General features: G+C 65.8%; 20 protein-coding genes, 1 tRNA gene and 1 other RNA gene. 6 read left to right on the top strand and 16 right to left on the bottom strand.

Translation table 11 applies throughout. The annotated features are described in order from the left end of the window. The first annotated feature begins 11 nt into the window (after positions 1-11). The 4 genes from ISP20_RS02805 to ISP20_RS02790 are packed head-to-tail and all read left to right on the top strand — an operon-like array spanning position 12 to position 4,529. Positions 12-953, top strand: a complete 942-nt coding sequence (locus ISP20_RS02805) for an AAA family ATPase (protein ID WP_204634528.1) — start codon at positions 12-14, stop codon at positions 951-953. Further along, positions 953-1,909: a DUF58 domain-containing protein gene (locus ISP20_RS02800; protein ID WP_204634527.1), complete on the top strand. Its 957-nt coding sequence runs from the start codon at positions 953-955 to the stop codon at positions 1,907-1,909. Before ISP20_RS02805 ends, ISP20_RS02800 begins: the two co-directional genes overlap by 1 nt. Continuing rightward, complete coding sequence (locus tag ISP20_RS02795) at positions 1,906-3,876, top strand: transglutaminase TgpA family protein (RefSeq protein ID WP_338030956.1); 1,971 nt, start codon at positions 1,906-1,908, stop codon at positions 3,874-3,876. Before ISP20_RS02800 ends, ISP20_RS02795 begins: the two co-directional genes overlap by 4 nt. A gap of 47 nt (positions 3,877-3,923) precedes the next feature. Beyond that, positions 3,924-4,529 (top strand): Slp family lipoprotein, encoded by a 606-nt coding sequence (locus tag ISP20_RS02790; protein ID WP_204634526.1) that lies wholly within the window; start codon positions 3,924-3,926, stop codon positions 4,527-4,529. 62 nt (positions 4,530-4,591) lie between these two features. On the opposite strand, the gene ISP20_RS02785 is transcribed toward ISP20_RS02790, so the two are convergent. The 10 genes from ISP20_RS02785 to ISP20_RS02740 form a co-directional block, all read right to left on the bottom strand. Then, a complete protein-coding gene (locus ISP20_RS02785; RefSeq protein ID WP_204634525.1) occupies positions 4,592-4,936 on the bottom strand; it encodes a histidine triad nucleotide-binding protein in 345 nt (114 codons plus the stop codon). A 188-nt stretch (positions 4,937-5,124) separates the two neighbouring features. Continuing rightward, positions 5,125-5,532, bottom strand: coding sequence for a GNAT family N-acetyltransferase (locus ISP20_RS02780; RefSeq protein ID WP_204634524.1), 408 nt, complete (start codon positions 5,530-5,532; stop codon positions 5,125-5,127). Positions 5,533-5,537: 5 nt separating this feature from the next. Continuing rightward, entirely contained in the window at positions 5,538-6,131 is a 594-nt protein-coding gene (gene recR / locus ISP20_RS02775; protein ID WP_204634523.1) for a recombination mediator RecR, read from the bottom strand. 140 nt (positions 6,132-6,271) lie between these two features. Continuing rightward, the gene (locus tag ISP20_RS02770) at positions 6,272-6,595 is read right to left on the bottom strand and encodes a YbaB/EbfC family nucleoid-associated protein (protein ID WP_046970131.1); all 324 of its coding nucleotides are present in this window, start codon (positions 6,593-6,595) and stop codon (positions 6,272-6,274) included. Positions 6,596-6,616: 21 nt separating this feature from the next. Continuing rightward, complete coding sequence (dnaX, locus tag ISP20_RS02765) at positions 6,617-8,311, bottom strand: DNA polymerase III subunit gamma/tau (RefSeq protein WP_204634522.1); 1,695 nt, start codon at positions 8,309-8,311, stop codon at positions 6,617-6,619. 96 nt (positions 8,312-8,407) lie between these two features. Beyond that, positions 8,408-8,504: signal recognition particle sRNA small type (gene ffs, locus ISP20_RS02760), an RNA gene on the bottom strand. 60 nt (positions 8,505-8,564) lie between these two features. After that, positions 8,565-8,657, bottom strand: a tRNA-Ser gene (locus ISP20_RS02755). Between the two features lie 101 nt (positions 8,658-8,758). Further along, the gene (locus ISP20_RS02750; RefSeq protein ID WP_204634521.1) at positions 8,759-9,262 is read right to left on the bottom strand and encodes a DinB family protein; all 504 of its coding nucleotides are present in this window, start codon (positions 9,260-9,262) and stop codon (positions 8,759-8,761) included. Between the two features lie 26 nt (positions 9,263-9,288). Further along, a complete protein-coding gene (locus ISP20_RS02745) occupies positions 9,289-10,047 on the bottom strand; it encodes an MBL fold metallo-hydrolase (protein ID WP_204634520.1) in 759 nt (252 codons plus the stop codon). Beyond that, positions 10,044-10,775: a 3-deoxy-D-manno-octulosonic acid kinase gene (locus tag ISP20_RS02740; protein WP_204634519.1), complete on the bottom strand. Its 732-nt coding sequence runs from the start codon at positions 10,773-10,775 to the stop codon at positions 10,044-10,046. Before ISP20_RS02740 ends, ISP20_RS02745 begins: the two co-directional genes overlap by 4 nt. Positions 10,776-10,825: 50 nt before the next feature. Here ISP20_RS02740 and ISP20_RS02735 point away from each other — a divergent pair, with 50 nt between their 5' ends. Next, on the top strand, positions 10,826-11,866 hold the full coding sequence (locus ISP20_RS02735) for a glycosyltransferase family 9 protein (RefSeq protein WP_204634518.1): 1,041 nt from the start codon (positions 10,826-10,828) through the stop codon (positions 11,864-11,866). Between the two features lie 107 nt (positions 11,867-11,973). Here the strand turns inward: ISP20_RS02735 and ISP20_RS02730 are convergent, their stop codons facing one another. Continuing rightward, on the bottom strand, positions 11,974-12,372 hold the full coding sequence (locus ISP20_RS02730; protein ID WP_204634517.1) for a DUF6165 family protein: 399 nt from the start codon (positions 12,370-12,372) through the stop codon (positions 11,974-11,976). A 162-nt stretch (positions 12,373-12,534) separates the two neighbouring features. Here ISP20_RS02730 and ISP20_RS02725 point away from each other — a divergent pair, with 162 nt between their 5' ends. Continuing rightward, complete coding sequence (locus ISP20_RS02725; protein ID WP_204634516.1) at positions 12,535-13,005, top strand: glycine zipper 2TM domain-containing protein; 471 nt, start codon at positions 12,535-12,537, stop codon at positions 13,003-13,005. A gap of 63 nt (positions 13,006-13,068) precedes the next feature. Here ISP20_RS02725 and lpxK read toward each other — a convergent pair whose 3' ends face one another. The 5 genes from lpxK to ISP20_RS02700 form a co-directional block, all read right to left on the bottom strand. After that, positions 13,069-14,049 (bottom strand): tetraacyldisaccharide 4'-kinase, encoded by a 981-nt coding sequence (gene lpxK, locus ISP20_RS02720; protein WP_204634515.1) that lies wholly within the window; start codon positions 14,047-14,049, stop codon positions 13,069-13,071. 9 nt (positions 14,050-14,058) lie between these two features. Further along, positions 14,059-15,831 carry a lipid A export permease/ATP-binding protein MsbA gene (gene msbA / locus ISP20_RS02715; RefSeq protein ID WP_204634514.1) on the bottom strand — a complete coding sequence of 591 codons (1,773 nt, stop codon included), beginning with the start codon at positions 15,829-15,831 and terminating at the stop codon, positions 14,059-14,061. Continuing rightward, entirely contained in the window at positions 15,828-16,259 is a 432-nt protein-coding gene (locus ISP20_RS02710) for an ExbD/TolR family protein (RefSeq protein ID WP_204634513.1), read from the bottom strand. The genes msbA and ISP20_RS02710 overlap by 4 nt, the downstream gene beginning before the upstream one ends. Before the next feature lie 3 nt (positions 16,260-16,262). Continuing rightward, on the bottom strand, positions 16,263-16,916 hold the full coding sequence (locus tag ISP20_RS02705; protein WP_204634616.1) for a MotA/TolQ/ExbB proton channel family protein: 654 nt from the start codon (positions 16,914-16,916) through the stop codon (positions 16,263-16,265). Between the two features lie 148 nt (positions 16,917-17,064). Then, positions 17,065-19,362: a DNA internalization-related competence protein ComEC/Rec2 gene (locus tag ISP20_RS02700; RefSeq protein ID WP_204634512.1), complete on the bottom strand. Its 2,298-nt coding sequence runs from the start codon at positions 19,360-19,362 to the stop codon at positions 17,065-17,067. Positions 19,363-19,415 lie beyond the last annotated feature (53 nt).

The following is a 19,415-nucleotide window of genomic DNA, read 5'->3' as shown; positions in this document are numbered from 1 at the left end:
GCCAGAAACCCATGTCCGCCATTACTCCGCTCCACGATGAATCGCTACGCACGCGCCTGGAAGCCAGCATGGCCCAGGTCAACCGCGTGCTGCTGGGCAAGCCGCGCCAGGTCAAGCTGGCCTTCACCTGCCTGCTCGCGGGCGGCCATCTTCTGCTGGAAGACGTGCCCGGCGTAGGCAAGACCACGCTGGCCCACGCGTTGGCTGCCAGCTTCGAGCTGGATTTCCAGCGCGTGCAGTTCACCAGCGACCTGCTGCCGTCGGACATTATCGGCGTGAGCGTGTACGAGCGCGAGACGGGCCAGTTCCGCTTCCATCCCGGCCCGATCTTCACCGGCCTGCTGCTCGCCGATGAAATCAACCGTGCCACGCCCAAGACACAAAGCGCCCTGCTCGAGTCGATGGCGGAAGGCCAGGTCACGGTGGACGGCCAGACGCATATCCTTCCGCAGCCGTTCTTCGTGGTTGCCACGCAGAATCCGCTCGATCTCGCGGGCACCTTCCCGCTGCCCGATTCGCAGCTGGACCGCTTCATGCTCCGCGTCTCGCTGGACTATCCGGACGCGGCCGCCGAACGGGCGCTGCTCACGGGCAGCGATCGCCGCGACCTGCTGGCCCAGCTCACGCCGCAACTGGATGTGGCGGGTCTCTCCGCATTGGCGCGGCAGGCGCAGGCGGTGACTGCCAGCTCCGCCCTGCTCGACTACCTGCAGGCCTTGCTCGCCGCCAGCCGACGTCACGCGGATGTGCGCGTGGGCCTGTCGCCACGCGCGGGGCTCGCCCTGCTCAGTGCGGCGCGCGCCTGGGCGATGCTGAGCGGCCGCCAGCACGTGTTGCCGGAAGATATCCAGGCGCTGTTCGTGCCGTTGGCGGCCCATCGCCTGGTTACCACGCGCGGCGCCAGCGGCGACAGCCTCGCCCGCAGCCTGCTCGCCGACGTCGCGGTGGATTAATGCTCGCCGCGATTCGTCGCGCGCAGACCTGGGCGGAACGGCGCCTGCCCGCGCTCACGCGACACAAGCGCCCGGAAAGCCTGCCCATCGTGCTGCATCGGCGGCGCGTCTACATCGTGCCCACCGCATTCGGCGCGGCGTTTACCGTGCTTCTGCTGATCATGCTGCTGGGCGCGTTGAACTACACCAACAACGCGGCACTGATGCTCACCTGCCTGCTCGGCTCGGCCAGCTCGGCGAGCATGCTGATCGCCTTTCGCAGCCTCAACGGCCTGAAGCTGACCGCCATCCGCCAGGGCCAGGCGATTGCCGGCGAGCCCATGGCCGTCCACCTGGTGTTCGCCGGCAGCGAGCACGCGCATGCGTCGGTGCATGCGGACATGAACGAGCAGACCGAAGCGTTCTCCATTGGCCCGCATGGCGAAACCGTGCTGAACCTGCAACTGGATACGCATCGTCGCGGATGGCGCCCGATGCCGCGCATCAAGCTCTGGAGCAACTGGCCGCTGGGGCTGTTCCATGCCTGGAGCTGGCTCCATCCGGAACAGTCGGTGCTGGTGTGGCCGCGCCCTGAAAGCGGCGGTCCGCCGCCGGTGGTTCCCGGCGAGGCAGGTCGGCAGCAGCGCTTGCACCAGGGCGAAGACATCGCCGCGCTGCGGGCCTATCGCGCAGGCGATCCGCAGCGGCATATCGCGTGGAAGCACAGCGCGCGACACGAAAACCTGCTGGTCAAGGACTTCGAGCAGCCCGAGGCGCAGGAGGAGTGGCACTTGGACTGGCGCCAGCTGGCCCAGCTCACGCCCGAGGCGCGCATCGCGCGCTTGGCCCGCTGGCTGGGTGAAGCCGAAACGGTGGGACGCCCCACCAGCCTGTGGTTGCCGACGGAGGATATCGCGCTGGGCCACGGCCGCAGCCACTACGCGCATTGCATGAATGCGCTGGCACAACTGCCGTGATCGGCCTGCGCCTGTTCCGCCACAAGCATCAGGCGCCGCTCGAACGGCGCCCCTTCGATCTGCTTTGCATCACCGTGGCGGTGGTGCTGGGCGTGCATGCGCCGCATCTGCCGGCCTGGCTGACCGTGGTGCTGGCCGCCATGCTGGGCCTGCGCTGGTGGCAACGCCGTCATCGCGGCGGCCGGGCGCCCGGCTATCTGAAACTGGCGCTGCTGGCCTTGCTCACGGCCGCGGTGATTTACCACTACGACACGCTGTTCGGCCGCGAGCCGGGCGCCGCGCTGGTGGCGGGCCTGCTGGTGCTCAAGTTGTTCGAGACCGAAACACCCCGCGACGCGCGCGTGGGCGCCGCGTTTTCCTGCTTTGCCCTGATGACGGCGCTGCTGTTCGACCAAGGCATGGTGGCGACGGCGCTGGTCGGGCTGGGACTGCTGCCGGCGCTGGCTACTTTGCGCGCGCTACAGCCCGCACGACCGGAAACTTCGCTTCCCCGCGAACTCCTGCCCGCGCTGCGCCTGCTAGGCGCTTCGCTGCCGCTGGCGCTGCTGGCCTTCGTGTTCGTGCCGCGGCTGAGCTCTCCGCTGTGGGGGGCGCCCAATAGCACGCAAGGCCGTACGGGCTTGAGCGAGGACATGTCGCCCGGCGACTTCTCCGAACTGCTGATGGACGATCGGCCGGCGATGCGCGTGACCTTCGTCGGTACGCCGCCGCCGAATGCACAGCGCTATTTCCGTGCCTACGTGTTGTGGAACTACGACGGACGCACCTGGAATCGCCGGGAGCTCGATGGCGCACCGGCCCCCGTCGAGCATGGCCCCGCCATTCAGTACACGATTGCCCTGGAAGCGACCGGCCAGCGCGTGCTGCCCGTGCTCGACGTTCCGCTCGATGCTCCCCAGGCGGCGCACATGGGCCCCGACCGCGAGATGCGCGCCGAACGGCCAGTGAACGATCCGCTGGTGTATTCGCTGCGCTCGGCGCCCAGCTATCGCCTGCAGGGACAGCTGAGCGAACGCGAGCGCCGGCGCGCCCTGCAGTTGCCGGCCGGGTTCGATCCGCAGGCGCACGCGCTGGGCCAGCGGTGGCGTGCGCAATACGGCGACAACGACGCGGCCATCGTGCAGGCCGCCATGACGCTGTTCCACGACGGCGGCTTCAGTTACACGCTGGGACCGCCTCCGCTGGGCCGCAATACCGTCGACGATTTCCTGTTCAGCACGCACGAAGGATTCTGCGAGCACTACGCATCGTCGTTCGTGGTGCTGATGCGCGCCGCCGGCATTCCTGCGCGGGTGGTCACCGGCTATCAGGGCGGCTACTGGAATCGCATCGGCAATTACCTGCTGGTGCGTCAGGCCGATGCCCACGCATGGAGCGAAATATGGCTGCCAGGCCGGGGCTGGGTGCGCATGGATCCCACCGCGGCGGTTCGACCTGAACGCGTCAGCCAGGGCTCCGCGGCAGCCAATGCCACGGCAGCTGGCTGGGCAGGCAATCAATGGTGGCTGGCATGGCGCAACCGCTGGGACATCGTCAACCAGTGGTGGAACCAAGGCGTTATCGGCTTTGACACGCTTCGGCAGCGTGGACTGCTGACGCCGTTTGGCGTGCACGACACCGGTGTGGGTTTGCTGGGGTTGCTGCTCGCCATCGGCGGTTCGCTGTTCGCCGTGGGTGGTTTGCTATGGGCCGTATGGCAACGCCCGGAAGCGGATCAGGCACGTACTGCTATGAAGCTGTTGGAAAAGCGATTGGCTTCGGCAGGCGTCACCCGCCGGCACAGCGAAGGACCGCAGCACTATTTCAGCCGCGCCGCACGGGCCCTCCCCAGCCAGCGCGTCGAGCTGGAACAGCTGATGAGGACTTACCTGGACCTGCGTTATGCACATGACGAACCGCCAGCTGACTTGCTGAGAAACTTTCGACAGGCGGCGCGGGACTTTCAGCCGCGTCGCGTGGTCAAATGATATTGAACCGTGGATGCGCCGCATCCACCACACGATGGAGAAGCGTCATGTCCATGTACAAGCCGTTGATTCTCGCGACCGCAGTGGCCACGCTCGCGGCCTGCGCAACGGTGCCGCAACCGCTGCAGGGCACGTTCACCCAGGTCAACTCCGTTTCGGCCCAGCAGGAAGGCAATGGCGCCAGCGGCGCCCAGGTTCGCTGGGGCGGCCAGATCATCGATACCAAGCCCGGTCCGCAGGAAACCTGCTTCTACGTGCTGCAACGCCCGCTGGACGATCAGGCGCGCCCCGTGGCGGCAAGCTCGGACAGCGAAACGCAGGGCCGCTTCGTGGCCTGCCGCGCCGGCTTCTATGATCCGGAAGTGTTCACCCGCGGCCGCGACATCACCGTCACGGGCGTCATCCAGGGCACGACGTCGGAGAAGATCGGCGAGTACAACTACGCCTACCCGCGCGTCCAGGCCAACGTGGTCTACCTGTGGCCCAAGCGTGTGGCAGTGAATTATTACGGCCCCGGCTACTACGACCCGTTCTGGGGTCCCTATTGGGGTCCGGGTTGGGGTCCGTGGGGCGGATGGGGTGGCTGGGGTGGCTATGGCGGCTACTACGGCACGCGCGTGATCGTGCGCCCGCCCCCGCCGCCGCACCGCTGATCGATCCAACAAAAAACGCCGGCTTCCGCCGGCGTTTTTTTGTGCGCAGTAACAGGCTGGTTTTAACCTGGCGGCCAATGCATCTGGCGACCGGCCAGCAGGTGCACATGCAGATGAAACACGGTCTGGCCGCCATGCTCGTTGCAGTTGATCACCGTGCGATAGCCCTGCTCGGCCAAACCTTCGTTGCGCGCGTACGCCGCAGCGGCCAACAGCAGCTTGCCCAGCAATTCCGCGTCGGCAGCGGTGGCGCTGTCCAGCGTCGCGATCGGCTTCTTGGGCACGAACAGGACGTGCACCGGCGCTTGCGCATTGAGGTCGCGAAAGGCCAGCACGTCATCGTCCTCGTAGACGATATCGGCGGGGATTTCACGGCGGATGATCTTGCCGAAGATGGTATCGCCCATGTCTTAGCTCCTGGAGCCTGTTCAATGCCTTCACGTGGCCCGCGGCGGGATCTGTTTGCGCTCAGACCAAGGAAGAACGATGGAGTGTACGTCCGTACACGACTGAGTGATGACGCCGGGCTGCGGGCAAACAGACCCGGCCCTTGGGGTGAAACAACGCGGGCTACGTGAAGGCATTGAACAGGCTCTTATGACAACCGCAGCAGCATACCGTGTGCGCCCGGCGCCACCAGCTTGAAACCGAATTTTGCGTAGAGTGCATGCGCGGTGCCGTCCGCGATCAATGCCACCATGGTGCGAACGGGTGCGCGTGCATGAACCTCGTCCATCAGCGCCTGCATGATGCGGCGTCCCAGGCCCTGGCCCTGCCATGCCGGCGCCACCGCGATATCGACCACGAACAGGAACAGGCCGCCATCGCCCACCACGCGCCCCATGCCGATCAGCTCGCCCTCGTGGCGCACGCACACCGAGCACCAGCTGGCCGGCAAGCCAAGTGCGGCGCCCTCTTCCGTCATCATGCTCAGGCCGGCCGCGCTGCGCAGCGTGCGGTATTCCTGGTTGCCAGGGATCTCCAAGGTGAGCGTTGGCGTCATCGCCTTCAGTCCAGCGACTGGCGGCTGCCGAAGGCGTGCGCCAGCGTGCCGCGGTCGACGTATTCAAGCTCGCCGCCCAGCGGCACGCCGTGGGCCAGGCGCGTGGGGCGCACGTTCGCGGCGCGCGCCAGCTGTGCCAGATAGTGCGCGGTGGCTTCGCCTTCCACGGTGGGATTGGTGGCGATGATCATTTCCTCGATCTCGCCTTCGCCCAGCCGCTCCGTCAGGAGATCGAGGCCAAGCTCTTCCGGGCCCAGCCCATCCAGCGGCGACAGACGCCCCAGCAGCACGAAGTACTGGCCGCGATAGCCCGTCGCCTGTTCGATGGCCGCCAATTCGGTGGGCGATTCCACCACGCACAACACCTGGCGATCGCGGCTGCTGCTGGAGCACAGATGGCATACCGGCGTTTCGCTGAAGTTGCGGCAGCGCGAGCAGTTGCCGATCTCGCGCATGGCCTGCTCCAGCACCTGCGCCAGGCGCTGGCCACGCTCGCGGTCGCGCTCCAGCAGGTGGAACGCCATGCGCTGCGCACTCTTGCCGCCCACGCCGGGCAGGCAACGCAACGCTTCGATGAGATCGGTGAGGAGTTTGCTCATGAATCCAACAAGATCACTGTAGGAGCGCACCCTGTGCGCGACCGCGGCGTTGAAGCATCGACCCGGTTACCGGTTTTCGCAGCCGCATCCCCGCTCCGTAGGTTGTCGCGCACAGGGTGCGCTCCCACAGACAGACAAGCTTAGAACGGCATCTTGAAACCGGGCGGCAGGTTCATGCCCGAGGTCACGCCACCGAGCTTGTTCTTGCTGACGTCCGCCACCTTGTTCACCGCATCGTTGATCGCGGCGGCCACTAGGTCTTCGGCCATTTCCGGATCGTCGGCAAACAGCTTGCGGTCGATCTGCACGCGGCGCACTTCATGCACGCCCGTCATCAGCACGGTGACCAGTCCGCCGCCGGCGCTGCCGGTGACTTCGAGCTTGGCGATCTCTTCCTGCGCACGCTTCATCTCTTCCTGCATGCGCTGGGCCTGCTGCATCAGCTGACCGATCTGTCCTCTCATGGGATAACTCCGCTATCGCTTTCAGTTTTCAAACGGCTTGATCGACTGCGGCACCACTCGCGCGCCGAATTCGCGCTTGAGCGACTGCACCAGAGGATCTTCTTCGATGGCCTGCTCGGCCGCCGACTGGGCAGCCACGCGGGCACTCGCGGCGCGTGCCGCAACGGTTTCGCCGGCCGCGCCGTGCTCTTCGACGAAGCGCAGCTTCACGCGTTCGCCCAGCGCCTGGCTGACCCGGTCTTCCATCTGGCCGACCATCGGTTCGACCGCCAGATGCATGTGCATGGGCTGCAATGCGAGCACCAGCGTATGGCCTTCGCGATCGCGCAGGACGGCGTTCTGTGCAAGCTGTCCCAGCGGACCGCGGAAGTTGGCGTGCTCGATCAGGCTGTCCCAGTGCGGCAGGCCGCGGGCATCCACCGCCACCGTCACCCGGGGCGCAGGGGCAGCCGCCACGGGTGCTGCCACGGGTTCGGGGATGGGAGCCGCGCGCGCCGGTGACGGCGCCGCGACGCTGGCCACGTGCATGCGTTCGCTGGCCACGGGCGCAGCCGTACGCGGCGCGGGGGCCGGCGCGCGGGGTGCGGCGCTCGCTGCCGGACGTTCGGCCTGCGAAGAACCACCGCCGTCGGCCGGACGAAACGCCAGCATGCGCAGCATGGCCATTTCGAAACCCGTGCGCGCATCGGGCGCCAGCGCGAGATCACGGCGGCCGGTGGTGGCGATCTGGTAGTACAGCTGCACGTCTTCCGGAGCCAGCTGTTGCGCCAGTTCGATCAGCGCACTGTCGTCGCTGCCGTTCTCTTCCGGGCGATAGCCCGGCACCAACTGTATCAGCTGGATCCGGTGCAACACGCTGGCAAGATCGTCCAGCACGCCGCCGAAATCCGGCGAGTACGAGGCAATGCGCGTGCACTCGGCCATCAGCGATTCGCCGTTGCCTTCGGCCAGCGCCTGCAGCAGGCCCAGCACCTGACCGCGTGCGACGCTGCCCAGCATGGCGCGCACGTCATCGACGCGCAGCGAACCGCCGCCATAGGCGATGGCCTGGTCGAGCAGGGACAGGCCGTCGCGCAACGAACCGTCCGCGCCGCGCGCCAGTTCGGCGATGGCGGCGTCTTCGTAGGAAATGTTTTCCGCGCCCAGGATGTGGCGCATCTGCCCGGAGATCTGCTCCGGCAGCAGGCGCTTGAGATTGAACTTCAGGCAGCGCGACAGCACCGTCACCGGCAGCTTCTGCGGATCGGTGGTGGCGAGCAGGAACTTCACGTGCGGCGGCGGCTCTTCCAGCGTCTTCAGCAAGGCGTTGAAGGCCGGCTTGGAGAGCATGTGCACCTCGTCGACCAGGTACACCTTGAAGCGGCCGCGGGCGGGAGCGTATTGCGCGTTCTCGATCACCTCGCGCACATCGTCCACGCCGGTGTTGCTGGCCGCGTCGATCTCCAGCAGGTCGACGAAGCGACCCTGGTCCACCGCCGTGCACACGGCGCACTCGCCGCACGGATCGGCCGATTCGCCGCGCTCGCAGTTCAGCGACTTGGCAAAGATGCGGGCAATGGTGGTCTTGCCCACGCCACGGGTGCCGGTGAACAGGTAGGCGTGGTGCATGCGGCCGGTGTCGAGCGCATTGGTGAGCGCGCGCACGACGTGCTCCTGCCCGACCAGTTCAGCGAACTTGCGGGGGCGCCACTTGCGTGCGAGGACCTGATAGGACATTCGGCTATACCTTGGGGCAAGGTCCGATTGTGCCAAGCGGGGCGTAGTAAGTCAGTAGCGACTGACTCAGCTTGGCGGTGCCTGAAAAGGCGGCGGCCCTGCCAGCCACACCCCGGCACCCGAATCATTCGCTACCGTTGCTCCCTTCCGGGCCTGGCGGAATTTACGAACTATCGTCGCGGGGGGACCGACAGGGCCACCATAGAGACGTACATTGTGCGCCGACTCAGGGTCGGTGCCCGGTTTCACTCACTGGCGGAGAGGGCGGGATTCGAACCCGCGATACGGGGATAAGCCGTATACACACTTTCCAGGCGTGCTCCTTCAACCACTCGGACACCTCTCCGCAATGGTGAAACCGCTCGCCAGAGCCTAAAGGCCCCGGCAAAGAGGCGAAAGGATAACGGGACGGCGCCCTTCACACAAGATAGCCGCCCTGTCCGCGTCTCATTCCTGCGGCACGTCCCGAAGGAAAACCGGGAAATCCGTCGCGGGCGGCTTGACCGGCACCTGGTAGAACATGTCCGCCACGAAACCACGGTGATAGGTGGCGTGATTGACCACGTGCAGCACGATGTCCTCGCGGCTCATGCGCCCTTCCCCGCCGCCGATGAACTGGAAGTCGACCACTTCGGCGGCCTGCTCGGGCGTCAACGAGGTGGCGTAGTCCAGGTACCAGGCATTCATGGCCTGCTGGCGTGCCCACAGGTCATCGAAGCTCAACGGCTCGGGCGTGTTGCGACTCGTATAACCGTGCGCGCGTCCCTGCAGGTGCGCCTGGAAGATGTCGTCGACCACCCAGCTGTGAGTGAGCGTGCGCAGCATGTTTCCGAAGATGGTGGCGCGTGGCGCAGTCGAGGCGCCTTCCGGCAGGGCGGCGACGGCGCGATAGGTCAGCTGGTCGGCCCAGGCGCGGTAGCGCAGCAGCTTGCGAACATGGAGTGTGGACATGGGAATGGGGATTCCAGAGGGAGTGGTTAACCGGCTTCGGGGCGCGGCGGCATAGGCGACGGCAGCGCGATGCGCTCGCCCGTACGCGCGATGGTGTAGCCCCGCGCTGCCAATGCCTGTCCATCCGCCTCGCTGCCGTAGTGGTACAGCCGCAGGCGCGAACGCCAGGCCTGCGGGTATTCGCGCTCTATATCTTCGATGCCAGTGTGCGAAGGGTTACCTATCAGGCCGCAATCGTGGGCAATGAGTTCCGCCCCGTCGGCCACGCGGGCCAGCACTTCGGGGATCGGCCGGGTGTCGCCGGTATAGGCGAAGCTGCCCGCCAAGGCCACGCCATAGGAGGTCCCGGCCATGTGGTGGCGCGTGCCAAAGACGTCGAACCACTGGCCATCCAGCCAGAAGCCGCGCGTGCACGGCACCAGCCGGAACGCTTCCCAGAAATTGACGCCGCCCTCGGCCAGCACGTTCGGATAATCCGCCACGCGTGCCTGCAGCCAGGGCAGCAGGCCGGCATGCACGAACACCTGTGTGCGTCCGCGCCACTGCTCGTCGAACCACAGGCGGAAGAACAGACGCTCCATGCCGCCGATGTGATCCATGTGCGTATGCGTGATGTACAACGCACGTGGCGGTTCGCCGTACGCGGCGAGATAGCGGTCCAGCGTATCGGGGCCGCAGTCGATCAGCAGCACGGGCTTGCCGTCGCGCTCGAGCACCACCGCCGAGGAACCCAGTTCCACGGCATGCGCCGCACCTACGCCCAGGAAATGCAGAGACCAGTTCATGCTCTCAGGGTACGCTCGTAGCGATAGATCAGGGGTTTCCACAACTGTTCCTCGAAGGCCGCCTCGCCTTGCGCCGCCGCGCCCAGCTTCACCAGCGAACGGCGCAGGCGCGCGAGGTTGGCCTGCTGCCAGCTATCGGCGGAATCGCGCTGGCGGCCGCGGTCGAAGTCGATCAGGTAGAGCTCGTCGTCCGTCACCAGCACATTGTGCGCGTTGAGGTCGGCGTGCCAGATGCCCGCGCGATGAAAACGCGCGACCAGGGCACCTACCAACTCGGCCATTTCGCCATCCATCTGCCCGGATGCCAGGCATTCGGCCAGCGTTTGCGCGTGCTCGATGCGACGGGTCATCAGATCGGCCGTGTAGAACAGTCCCGCGCGAACATAACGGCAGGCCACCGGCTGCGCGCTGGGCAAGCCCAATGAGGCGATGAGGCCCAGCAAGCGGAATTCGGCAAAGCTGCGCGTGTGCTCGGCTCCACTCCAGAGATAGCGGTCGCCCATCAGTTTCGCCACCATGCCGCCGCGTCGATAATGCCGCAACACGCACTCGCCGGCCGGCGTGTCGAGGATGGCTACGCCGCCACGGCCGCCCGATTGCTGGCGCAGGGCACCGCGTTCGCGCCACGCTTCGGGCTCAAACCAGTCATCCTCGACTTGTGGCGACACCGCCGCGTCGAACAGAATCGCACCAGCGGCGCCCTCGCGAATTCGTTCCTGCATCGCCATCGTTGCTTCAGATGCCCGCCCCGAGCCCTCAGTCCCATGATTCTAGCCTAATGCCCACGCCCGCCTCGATCTGCCTGCTGCGAACGTCCGCCATCGGCGACGTCACCCATGTCGTGCCGCTGGTGCGAACCCTGCAAGCGGCCTGGCCACAGGCCAGCCTCACCTGGATCATTGGCAAGCTCGAACGCAAGCTGGTGGGCGACCTGCCCGGGGTGAACTTCGTGACCTTCGACAAGGGTGCGGGTTTTGCCGGCATGCGCGCGGTGGGCGACGCCTTGAACGGCCAGCGCTTCGACGCGCTGCTGCAGATGCAGGTGGCCTTGCGCTCCAACCTGCTGAGCCTGTTCATCAAGGCCGATCGCCGCATCGGCTACGACAAGGCGCGCGCCAAGGACGGACACGGCCTGGTGATCGGCGAACGCATTCCCGCCCGCACCGGCGAACACGTGCTCGATGCCCTGGGCAGCTTCTGCGAGCCGCTGGGCCTGAAGCAGACCGAGGTGCGCTGGGATATTCCCATTCCCGAGGAAGCCCATGCCTGGGCCGCCGAGCAGCTGCCGGGCGAGCAGCCGACCCTGCTGGTCAGCCCCACCTCCAGCCATGCGCTGCGCAACTGGCAGGCCGAACGCTACGCCGCGGTGATGGATCATGCCGCCGCGAAAAATTGGCGCGTGGTGCTGGTGGGCGGCCCTTCCGCCTTCGAACGCAGCATGGCCGATGCCGTGCTCGCCGCCTGCCGACACGCCCCCATCGACCTCACCGGCAAGGACACGCTGAAGAAAATGATGGCGATGCTGATGCGCGCCCCGATGCTGCTGACGCCCGACTCCGGCCCCATGCACATGGCCAACGCCGTCGGCTGCAAGGTGCTTGGGCTGCACGCCGCCAGCAATCCGAATCGCTCCGGCCCCTATTCCGACCGCCGCTGGTGCGTGGACAAGTACAACGAGGCGTCGTTGAAGTATCTGGGCAAGCCGGCGAGCGAGATTCCCTGGGGAAGCAAGATCGAAAGGCCCGGCGTGATGGATCTGATCGGCGTGGATGAAGTGATCGATCGCTTTGAGGCGTGCGCCGAGCACCTTGGTCTATAAGTTTCACTGTGGGAGCGCACCCTGTGCGCGACAAACCTACGGAGCGATACACCGGGGCGTGGCTGTCGCGCACAGGGTGCGCTCCCACAGGGTTGATCCCGACGCAATTACTTGGCGCGGTAATCCTGGTACGACTTCTCTTCCACCAGCTGCGAGCCAAGCTTCAGATTGATCTCACGCTTCACCGCGGCGCGCACGTCGTTCTCGAAATACACCGCACGCGCCAGTTCGATGAACTCGGCGTCGAAGGCCTGCGCTTTTTCTTTCAGGCGGATGCGGTCTTCGATATCCCACAACGACTCGTTCACCGTGAGCAGGCGTGCGCGTTCGTCGGCGATATCCGTTTTGGACGCCGGATGATTGGCCCAGGTGGCGTTGAGCAGGTCCAGCTCGGTGCGCACGTTGGCCACCTTGGCGGCGTCGGTGATCTGCCGGGACTTGATCTCCAGGATGGTGATCTTGTCGATCAGTTCGCCGTAGGAAACCGGAACTTGGATAAGGCTCATGACAACTCCGAAAGGCATGGCATTCGCATCGTGCCGAAAGGGTCACGACGGCTGGCCGGAAAAGTGCACATGATAGAGGGTCTTTGGGTGGATCATTCAGTCCGCCATTCAGCCTGCCTCGCTAGACTGGTCACGCAACATTTCCCAATGGAGAGAAAGTCCATGTTCAACCCCCGTATCGCCGTGTTGTCCCTGGCAGCCCTGCTGGCCATCAGCCCCCTTGCCGCCAGCGCCCAGCAGGCGTCGCGCAACGGCGTGCTGGTCCGCAACGACGGCATCTACCTCCGCTGTGACCAGTGCGGCACGGTGGAATCGATCGACCAGAACATTACCCAGGGCAACGACCACAGCATGGCCGGCACCATCATCGGCGGCATCGCCGGCGGCGTGCTGGGCAACCAGGTCGGCAAGGGCAAGGGCAACACGCTGGCCACGGTGGCCGGTGCCGTCGGTGGCGGCTACGCGGGCAACCGCATCGGCGCCAACAGTGGCCGTCCGAACGCCAGCTACACCTTGCGCATCCGCATGGGCAACGGTGCCTACAGCAACGTGACCGTGCCCGATGCCAGCGCCATCCGTACCGGCGACCTGGTGCAGATCGACCCGCAGGGCAACATCGTCCGCATCCAGTAACGGGCGGGCTTGAGCTTCAAACGAAAAGCCGACCTGCGAGGGTCGGCTTTTTCGTGGCTGGATTCAGTGTGCGGCCCGGCGGACACGCGCCTCGATATCGTCGAGGAAAGCCGGTGGCAAGACCGCGCGCACGGGCACCGACCACCAGTGCGCCTGGGCCAGGGCGCGGCATTTCACGGCATCCTTCTCGGTCATCAACACCGGCTTGCCATCGTCGAACGAAAGATCGACCGGTGTGAATGCGTGATGGTCGGCAAAAGGATGTTCGATCACTTCCAGCCCCTGCGCGCGCAGGCTGGCGAAGAAGCGGGCCGGGTTGCCGATGGCGGCCACGGCATGCACGGTCTGGCCGGCAAAATCGGACAGCGGCTTGGCGTGATCGTCGAACAACGCCCTGACCGTCGCGCCCCGCAACTCCATCGGAATATCGCCCGGTGCCACCACGCCACCGTTGCACACGCGATAGTCGACCTTCTCCAGACGCGACATCGGTTCGCGCAGCGGGCCGGCCGGAAGCAGGCGGCCATTGCCGAAACGGCGGACGCCGTCGATCACGCAGATTTCCAGATCGCGCGCGAGTGCGTAGTGCTGCAGGCCGTCGTCGGCGATCACCACGTCGCAACCTGCTTCGATCAGCAGTTTGGCTGCGGCGGGCCGGTCGCGCCCGACGGCAACGGGCACGCCACTGGCGCGAATCAGGCAGGGTTCGTCGCCGACCTGCGCGGGATCGGGCGAGGCATCCAGCAACACGGGAAGCGTCTGCGTGCCGCCATAACCGCGGCTCACCACGCCCGGCGTGAGGCCACGTGTGCGCAGCGCTTCGACCAGTGCGATGGTCAACGGCGTCTTGCCGGTGCCGCCCACGCTCAGGTTGCCGATGACGATCACCGGCGCAGGCAAACGCTCACTGCGTAGAACGCCAAGGCGATACAGCTGGCGCCGCAACGCGACGATGCCGCCATAGAGCCACGACAGCGGCCCTGTCCACCACGGCGCAGGTGCCGTGCCGTACCAAGCCGATTCGAGGCGTTCGGCCAGCGTCATGCCGCGGCCTCAGTCACTGGCCTGGCTGTGGAACTGCATGCGGTGGAGCGCGGCGTAATGGCCGTTCGCGGCCAGCAGTTCGGCATGCGTGCCGCGCTCGACGATGCGGCCTTGATCCATCACGGCGATCTGGTCGGCATGTTCGATGGTCGACAGGCGATGGGCGATCACCAGCGTGGTGCGGTCCTTCATCAAGCCCTGCAGGGCCTGCTGGATCAGTCGCTCGGATTCGGTATCCAGCGCGCTGGTCGCCTCGTCCAATACCAGGATCGGCGCGTTCTTGAGGATCGCGCGGGCAATCGCCAGACGCTGGCGTTGCCCACCGGAAAGCCGGTTGCCGCCCTGCCCGATCGCACTATGGATGCCTTCGGGCATCTTCTGGATGAATTCCCAGGCGTTGGCCGCCTGCGCCGCCGCGATGATCTCGGCCTCGCTGGCACCGGCCAGCTCGCCGTAGGCAATGTTTTCGGCCACCGTGCCGTCGAACAGCACCACGCTTTGCCCAACCCAGGCGATCTGGCGGCGCAAGGAGGCGAGCGTGAATTCTTCGTAGTTCAGGCCGTCGATCAGGATGCGTCCGCTGCTCGGCGCATTGAAGCGTGGCAGCAGGCTGACCAGGCTGCTCTTGCCGCTGCCGGAGCGACCAACGAGCGCAGTCACCGTGCCCGGTGCGCAATGCAGGCTGATATGACGCAAGGCCTCGAATTCGCCGCGCGGATAGATCAGACCCACATCCTCGAAACGGATGTCGCCCTGCGCCCGCTCCAGCGTGCGCGTACCGGCATCGATCTCGGGCGCCATGTCGATGATCTCGAACAGACTCTCCGAGGCCGAGATGCCGCTCTGGATATTCGACTGGATGTTCGCCAGGCGCCGCAGCGACGGCATCATGCCGCCCATCGCCAAAAGCACGGCGATGAATACACCACCAGACATCCGCTGGATTTCGAACGGGCGAGTCGCAAGGAACAGCATGACCGCCAAGGCGAGCGCAGCGACCGTTTGGATGGCGGTACTCGACTGGGCGTTCGTCGAAGCAATTTTCAGATTGAGACGGCGCGTGTTGTCGGTGACGTCCTTGAATCGCGCGGCGGCATGATCCTGGCCACCATAAACGCGAATTTCCCGATGCGCCTCGACGGACTCTTCCACGGTGCCGGTGACGGAGCCCATCATGCCCTGGATGCGGCGGCTGATCGCGCGGTAGCGACGGCTGACAACATTGGCGATAAGCGCAATGAGCGGGACCATCACGAACAATGCAAGCGTGAGGTATGCGCTGGTGCTGAGCATCACATAAAGCATGCCCACCACGGTCACACCTTCGGTAATCACTACCTTGATCGCATCCGTCGACGCGACCGCGACCTGTTCGCTGGTGTAGGTAATGCGCGAAACCTGATGCCCCGAATGCTCACGGCCAAAGAATGTTGCGGGCAGCCGTAGATAAGCGGCGAACACGTCGCGCTGCATTTCATTGACGACATTGCGGCCGATATAGGCGATACCGTAGCTGCTCGCGAACGTGCCGATGCCCCTTACGACGAAAATCAGGATGATCCAGATCGGCATCCAGAAAATAAGCACCGGATCCTTCTCGGCGAACAATCTGTCGATCATCGGCGGCAGCAGCTTGGTAAACACTGCCAGTCCACCGCCATCGATGATCATGCCGATAACGGCAATGACGCCGACGACCCAAAAGCGCTTGGTGTAACCCAGCAACCGTTTGTAGACCCGGATCGTCTGTGCGTCCCAGATCCTGACCTTGCCTTCGCTCACTGGCCGCTATCCGCCTGGCTGGGAGTCGTCGCAATCGACAGCTTGGTAAAGCCCAGCTGCCCAAGCGCATCCATCGCCGTGACCACGTTCTGGTGCGGCGTCATCGCATCGGCCCGAATGGTGACCTGACGTTCGCGGTCGTCGCCGGTGACATTGGCGATCGCCTGCTTCAGCGGCTCGACGCCTTCGCCGTGCACTTCATCGCTGCCCACGAAGAAGTGCCCGTCGCGATCCACCACCACGGTGAGCGCGGGCGCCTGCATGTCGCGTTCTTCCGCGCTGGCCTTGGGCAAGGTCACCTGCATCCGCGAGTGCTGGATGAAGGTGGTGGTCAAAACGAAAAACATCAGCAGGGTAAGCAGCACGTCGATCAGCGAGATCACGTTGATCTCGAAGTCGTCTTGCCGACGGTCGTTGCCGATACGCATGCGTCAGCTCGCGCTCGTCTCGGTGGTGGCGGCGGCGCGCGGCGCACGCGTGCGCGGAGCCGGTGCAGGCTGGTTCACGGTCAGCTCGTCGAGCAGCGCGGTGGCCTGCTTTTCCATCTCAACGCAATAACCGGCCACTTTGGAACGGAAATAGCGATGCAGCACGTAAGCCGGAATGGCCACGATCAGGCCGGTGGCGGTACAGATCAGCGCTTCGCCGATGCCGCCGGCCATCTTCATGGGATCGCCCACGCCGCCGCGCATCACTTCCATGAACATGCGGATCAGGCCGATCACGGTGCCGAGCAGGCCCAGCAACGGACCGATCAGCGCGATGGTGCCGAGCGTGTTGAGGTAGCGCTCCATGCGATGCACGACATGGCGGCCGGTGTCCTCGATGCGCTCCTTGATGAGCTCGCGCGGACGGTTGCGCACGGCCAGCGCGGAGGCCAGCAGCTCGCCCAGCGGCGAACCGTTCGCCAGCGTGCTCAGATGATTCGGATCGAGCTGGCCCGAACGCGCCCAGTTGCGTACTTCCTCGCCCAGGCCGGGCGGCAGCACCGATTTGCGGCGCAGGGTAAAGCAACGCTCCAACACGATCGCCAGGGCGACCGCCGAACAAATCAGGATGGGCAGCATCGCCCAACCACCCGCCATCAAGATATCCAGCACAACGACTCCGAGCCACTTCGATCGTCAGGAAGGCCGCATCATAACAGTCTGGCCCGGCCGTTCCGCGGCACCGGTGGCAGTTGCGGAAGGCGCTTCTTGGGGCCGCCGATGGCGTCCGGCAAGGCGCCGGGGCTCATTCGCGCCAGTAGCGAGACTGGCGTTGCCGCCAGGTGTCCGCGACATAGGGCGGCCTGTCCGGCGGCGCGTTGACCTGGATGGCACCCGATGTCGCCGTGTTCAGCCATGGCACGCCGGCTTCGTCGTAGCGCTTCATCACCACCGGGCTGGGATGATGGAAGCGGTTGCGCCAGCCGGCCGATACCAGGGCCAGCGCAGGTGAAACCGACTGGATGAAGGCCGCGCTGGATGAGGTCTTGCTGCCGTGGTGGGGAACCGACAGCACCAGCGGCGGCCCCTCTGCCACGGCGGCCGCCACCGCCGGTTCGATGGCTGCCGTGATGTCGCCGGTCAGCAGCGCGCGGCCGCCCGCCCCTTCCACCAGCAGGACGCAGGAGCGGTCGTTGGCCGGGCCGTCCGTCCTTCCCGACGAAAGTACGCGCACGCTCACGCCGTCCCATCGCCACGTCTTGCCGGCATCGCACGATGCCATCGCGATGGGCAGACGCTCGGGCTCGCCCGACATGCGCTCGGCAGCGGGAAACTGGGCAGCGACCGCGGGGATGCCGCCGGCATGATCGTTGTCGGCATGGCTGGCGACGAGCAGGTCGAGATGCTCGATGCCCAGCGCATGCAGCGAAGGAAGCACGGCCGCTTCGCCCAGGTCGAACTCGGATGGGTAGCGCGCACCCGCGTCGTAGACGAGCGCGTGGTGTTCGGTGCGAACCACCACCGACAAACCCTGCCCCACGTCCAGCATCCATAGCTGGAAGCCGCCTGGTGCGGGCAGCGTTCGCGGGGGAAAGAGCAGCGGCAGGAACAACACGCCACCCAGCCATCGCATCGGCATGCCGCGCGGCGCGAATAGCCAGAGCGCGCCCAGGGTCGCCAACACCAGCGCCCATCCGCCGACTTCGGGCAGATACCAGTGCGCGCCCGGCCAGGTGGCCATCTTCTCGAGCAGCCACCATTGCGCATGGGACAGCCACGCCGCACCCACGAACACAGGTTTCGCCAGCGGCGGGCAGATGCCCAGCAGGATCATGCCGACCAGCGTGACGGGCACGATGACGAAGCTGACGAACGGCACCGCGATCAGGTTCGAGAGCGCGCCGACCAGGGACGATTCGCCGAAGAACCAGATCGTCAGCGGCATCAGCGACAGCGTCATCACCAACTGGCCGACGGACAGCTCATGCAAAAAACCGTGCAGCCCCGTGCCTCGCATCGACATGCAGAGCATCAGGAAGGCCACGCCGATGAAGGACAACCAGAAGCCTGCGGACAACACCGACAGCGGATCGACCAACAACACGGCCAACAGCGCCAGCGAGAGCGTCTGCGCGCCCGTCGGGTGGCGCCGCGAACAACGCGCCAGCGCCACGATGCCGATCATCAGCAAGGTGCGCACGGTCGGCAGGCCAAAGCCGGCCAAGGCGCTGTACACCCCGGCCACGCCCATGGCCGCCATGGCTTGTGCCTGGACCCTGGGCAGCCGCCACCCGCACCGTGGAAACAGCAGATAGACGAATCTCGCCAACCACACGCCGAACAAAGCCGCCACACCCACATGGAAGCCGGAGATGGCGATGAGGTGCGGAATGCCGTTTGCCCTCGCCACCTCCCAATCGTGCTGGCTCAGTCCCCGCGTGTCACCTACGGAAAAAGCCTGCAGCAGCGCGGCGTCGTGGGCATCGCTCACACGTTCGGCGATGGCGCGACTGATTGCTGCGCGAACGGCATTGATACAGAACGGCGTGGGTCCCAGCGGCACATTCTCCGCACCGTCGCGCACGTAGCCCACCGCTACGATGTTGCGTTCGAGTGCACTGCGTTCGCTGTCGGTGCCGCCGGGATTGAGCAGTCCACGGGGACGCCTGAGGCGCAAGCTGAGTTGCCAGCGGCTGCAGGGCCGTATGTCGGCGGCGTCGCGATACCAGCTCACTCGCACGCGTCCATGCAACGGCAACGAGGTGTCGCCAAACGCAGCATGTTCGACGTTGAGCAGGAAACCCGTGGCATCGTTGCCCACCAGCGGGAGATCGGCCACACGGCCCACGACCGTCATGTCCTGCCCTTCCCGATCGCGCGGCAGCCGCGCGTCCATCGCCGTGCTGCCGCGCCAGCACGCCCAGGCGATACCAAGAAGGCACCAGGCCAACGCACGGCCGTATGCGCCAAAGCGAAGCAGCATGCATGCCATCGCGGCGAGGACGCCGCATACCCAGGCAGGCGGCAGCACCACCAGCCACTGTACGGCGAGGACGCCGAGCAGCAGCATGATCGCCGGTACGAGCGCACCGTCCTTGCGCACTTCCGTCCCCTTCCCTGCGGAAGGCCTCAGGTTAGTGCGTGCGAAACAACGAT

Origin of the sequence: Dyella kyungheensis, assembly GCF_016905005.1 — a bacterium.
Classification (GTDB): domain Bacteria; phylum Pseudomonadota; class Gammaproteobacteria; order Xanthomonadales; family Rhodanobacteraceae; genus Dyella; species Dyella kyungheensis.
Note: the sequence above shows the minus strand (reverse complement) of the source record. Positions and strands in the feature narration are given on the sequence as shown.

Excerpts from the sequence above, each read along its gene's own strand:
- ISP20_RS02710 (WP_204634513.1), bottom strand. The coding sequence starts at position 16,259 with ATGCGTATCGGCAACGACCGTCGGCAAGACGACTTCGAGATCAACGTG.
- ISP20_RS02745 (WP_204634520.1), bottom strand. The coding sequence starts at position 10,047 with ATGAACTGGTCTCTGCATTTCCTGGGCGTAGGTGCGGCGCATGCCGTG.
- ISP20_RS02705 (WP_204634616.1), bottom strand. The coding sequence starts at position 16,916 with ATGGCGGGTGGTTGGGCGATGCTGCCCATCCTGATTTGTTCGGCGGTC.
- dnaX (WP_204634522.1), bottom strand. The coding sequence starts at position 8,311 with ATGTCCTATCAGGTCCTCGCACGCAAGTGGCGCCCCCGCAAGTTCGCT.
- ISP20_RS02740 (WP_204634519.1), bottom strand. The coding sequence starts at position 10,775 with ATGGCGATGCAGGAACGAATTCGCGAGGGCGCCGCTGGTGCGATTCTG.
- ISP20_RS02725 (WP_204634516.1), top strand. The coding sequence starts at position 12,535 with ATGTTCAACCCCCGTATCGCCGTGTTGTCCCTGGCAGCCCTGCTGGCC.
- ISP20_RS02785 (WP_204634525.1), bottom strand. The coding sequence starts at position 4,936 with ATGGGCGATACCATCTTCGGCAAGATCATCCGCCGTGAAATCCCCGCC.
- ISP20_RS02750 (WP_204634521.1), bottom strand. The coding sequence starts at position 9,262 with ATGTCCACACTCCATGTTCGCAAGCTGCTGCGCTACCGCGCCTGGGCC.
- recR (WP_204634523.1), bottom strand. The coding sequence starts at position 6,131 with ATGAGCAAACTCCTCACCGATCTCATCGAAGCGTTGCGTTGCCTGCCC.
- ISP20_RS02800 (WP_204634527.1), top strand. The coding sequence starts at position 953 with ATGCTCGCCGCGATTCGTCGCGCGCAGACCTGGGCGGAACGGCGCCTG.
- ISP20_RS02730 (WP_204634517.1), bottom strand. The coding sequence starts at position 12,372 with ATGAGCCTTATCCAAGTTCCGGTTTCCTACGGCGAACTGATCGACAAG.
- ISP20_RS02805 (WP_204634528.1), top strand. The coding sequence starts at position 12 with ATGTCCGCCATTACTCCGCTCCACGATGAATCGCTACGCACGCGCCTG.
- ISP20_RS02790 (WP_204634526.1), top strand. The coding sequence starts at position 3,924 with ATGTCCATGTACAAGCCGTTGATTCTCGCGACCGCAGTGGCCACGCTC.
- ISP20_RS02770 (WP_046970131.1), bottom strand. The coding sequence starts at position 6,595 with ATGAGAGGACAGATCGGTCAGCTGATGCAGCAGGCCCAGCGCATGCAG.
- ISP20_RS02735 (WP_204634518.1), top strand. The coding sequence starts at position 10,826 with ATGCCCACGCCCGCCTCGATCTGCCTGCTGCGAACGTCCGCCATCGGC.
- lpxK (WP_204634515.1), bottom strand. The coding sequence starts at position 14,049 with ATGACGCTGGCCGAACGCCTCGAATCGGCTTGGTACGGCACGGCACCT.
- ISP20_RS02780 (WP_204634524.1), bottom strand. The coding sequence starts at position 5,532 with ATGACGCCAACGCTCACCTTGGAGATCCCTGGCAACCAGGAATACCGC.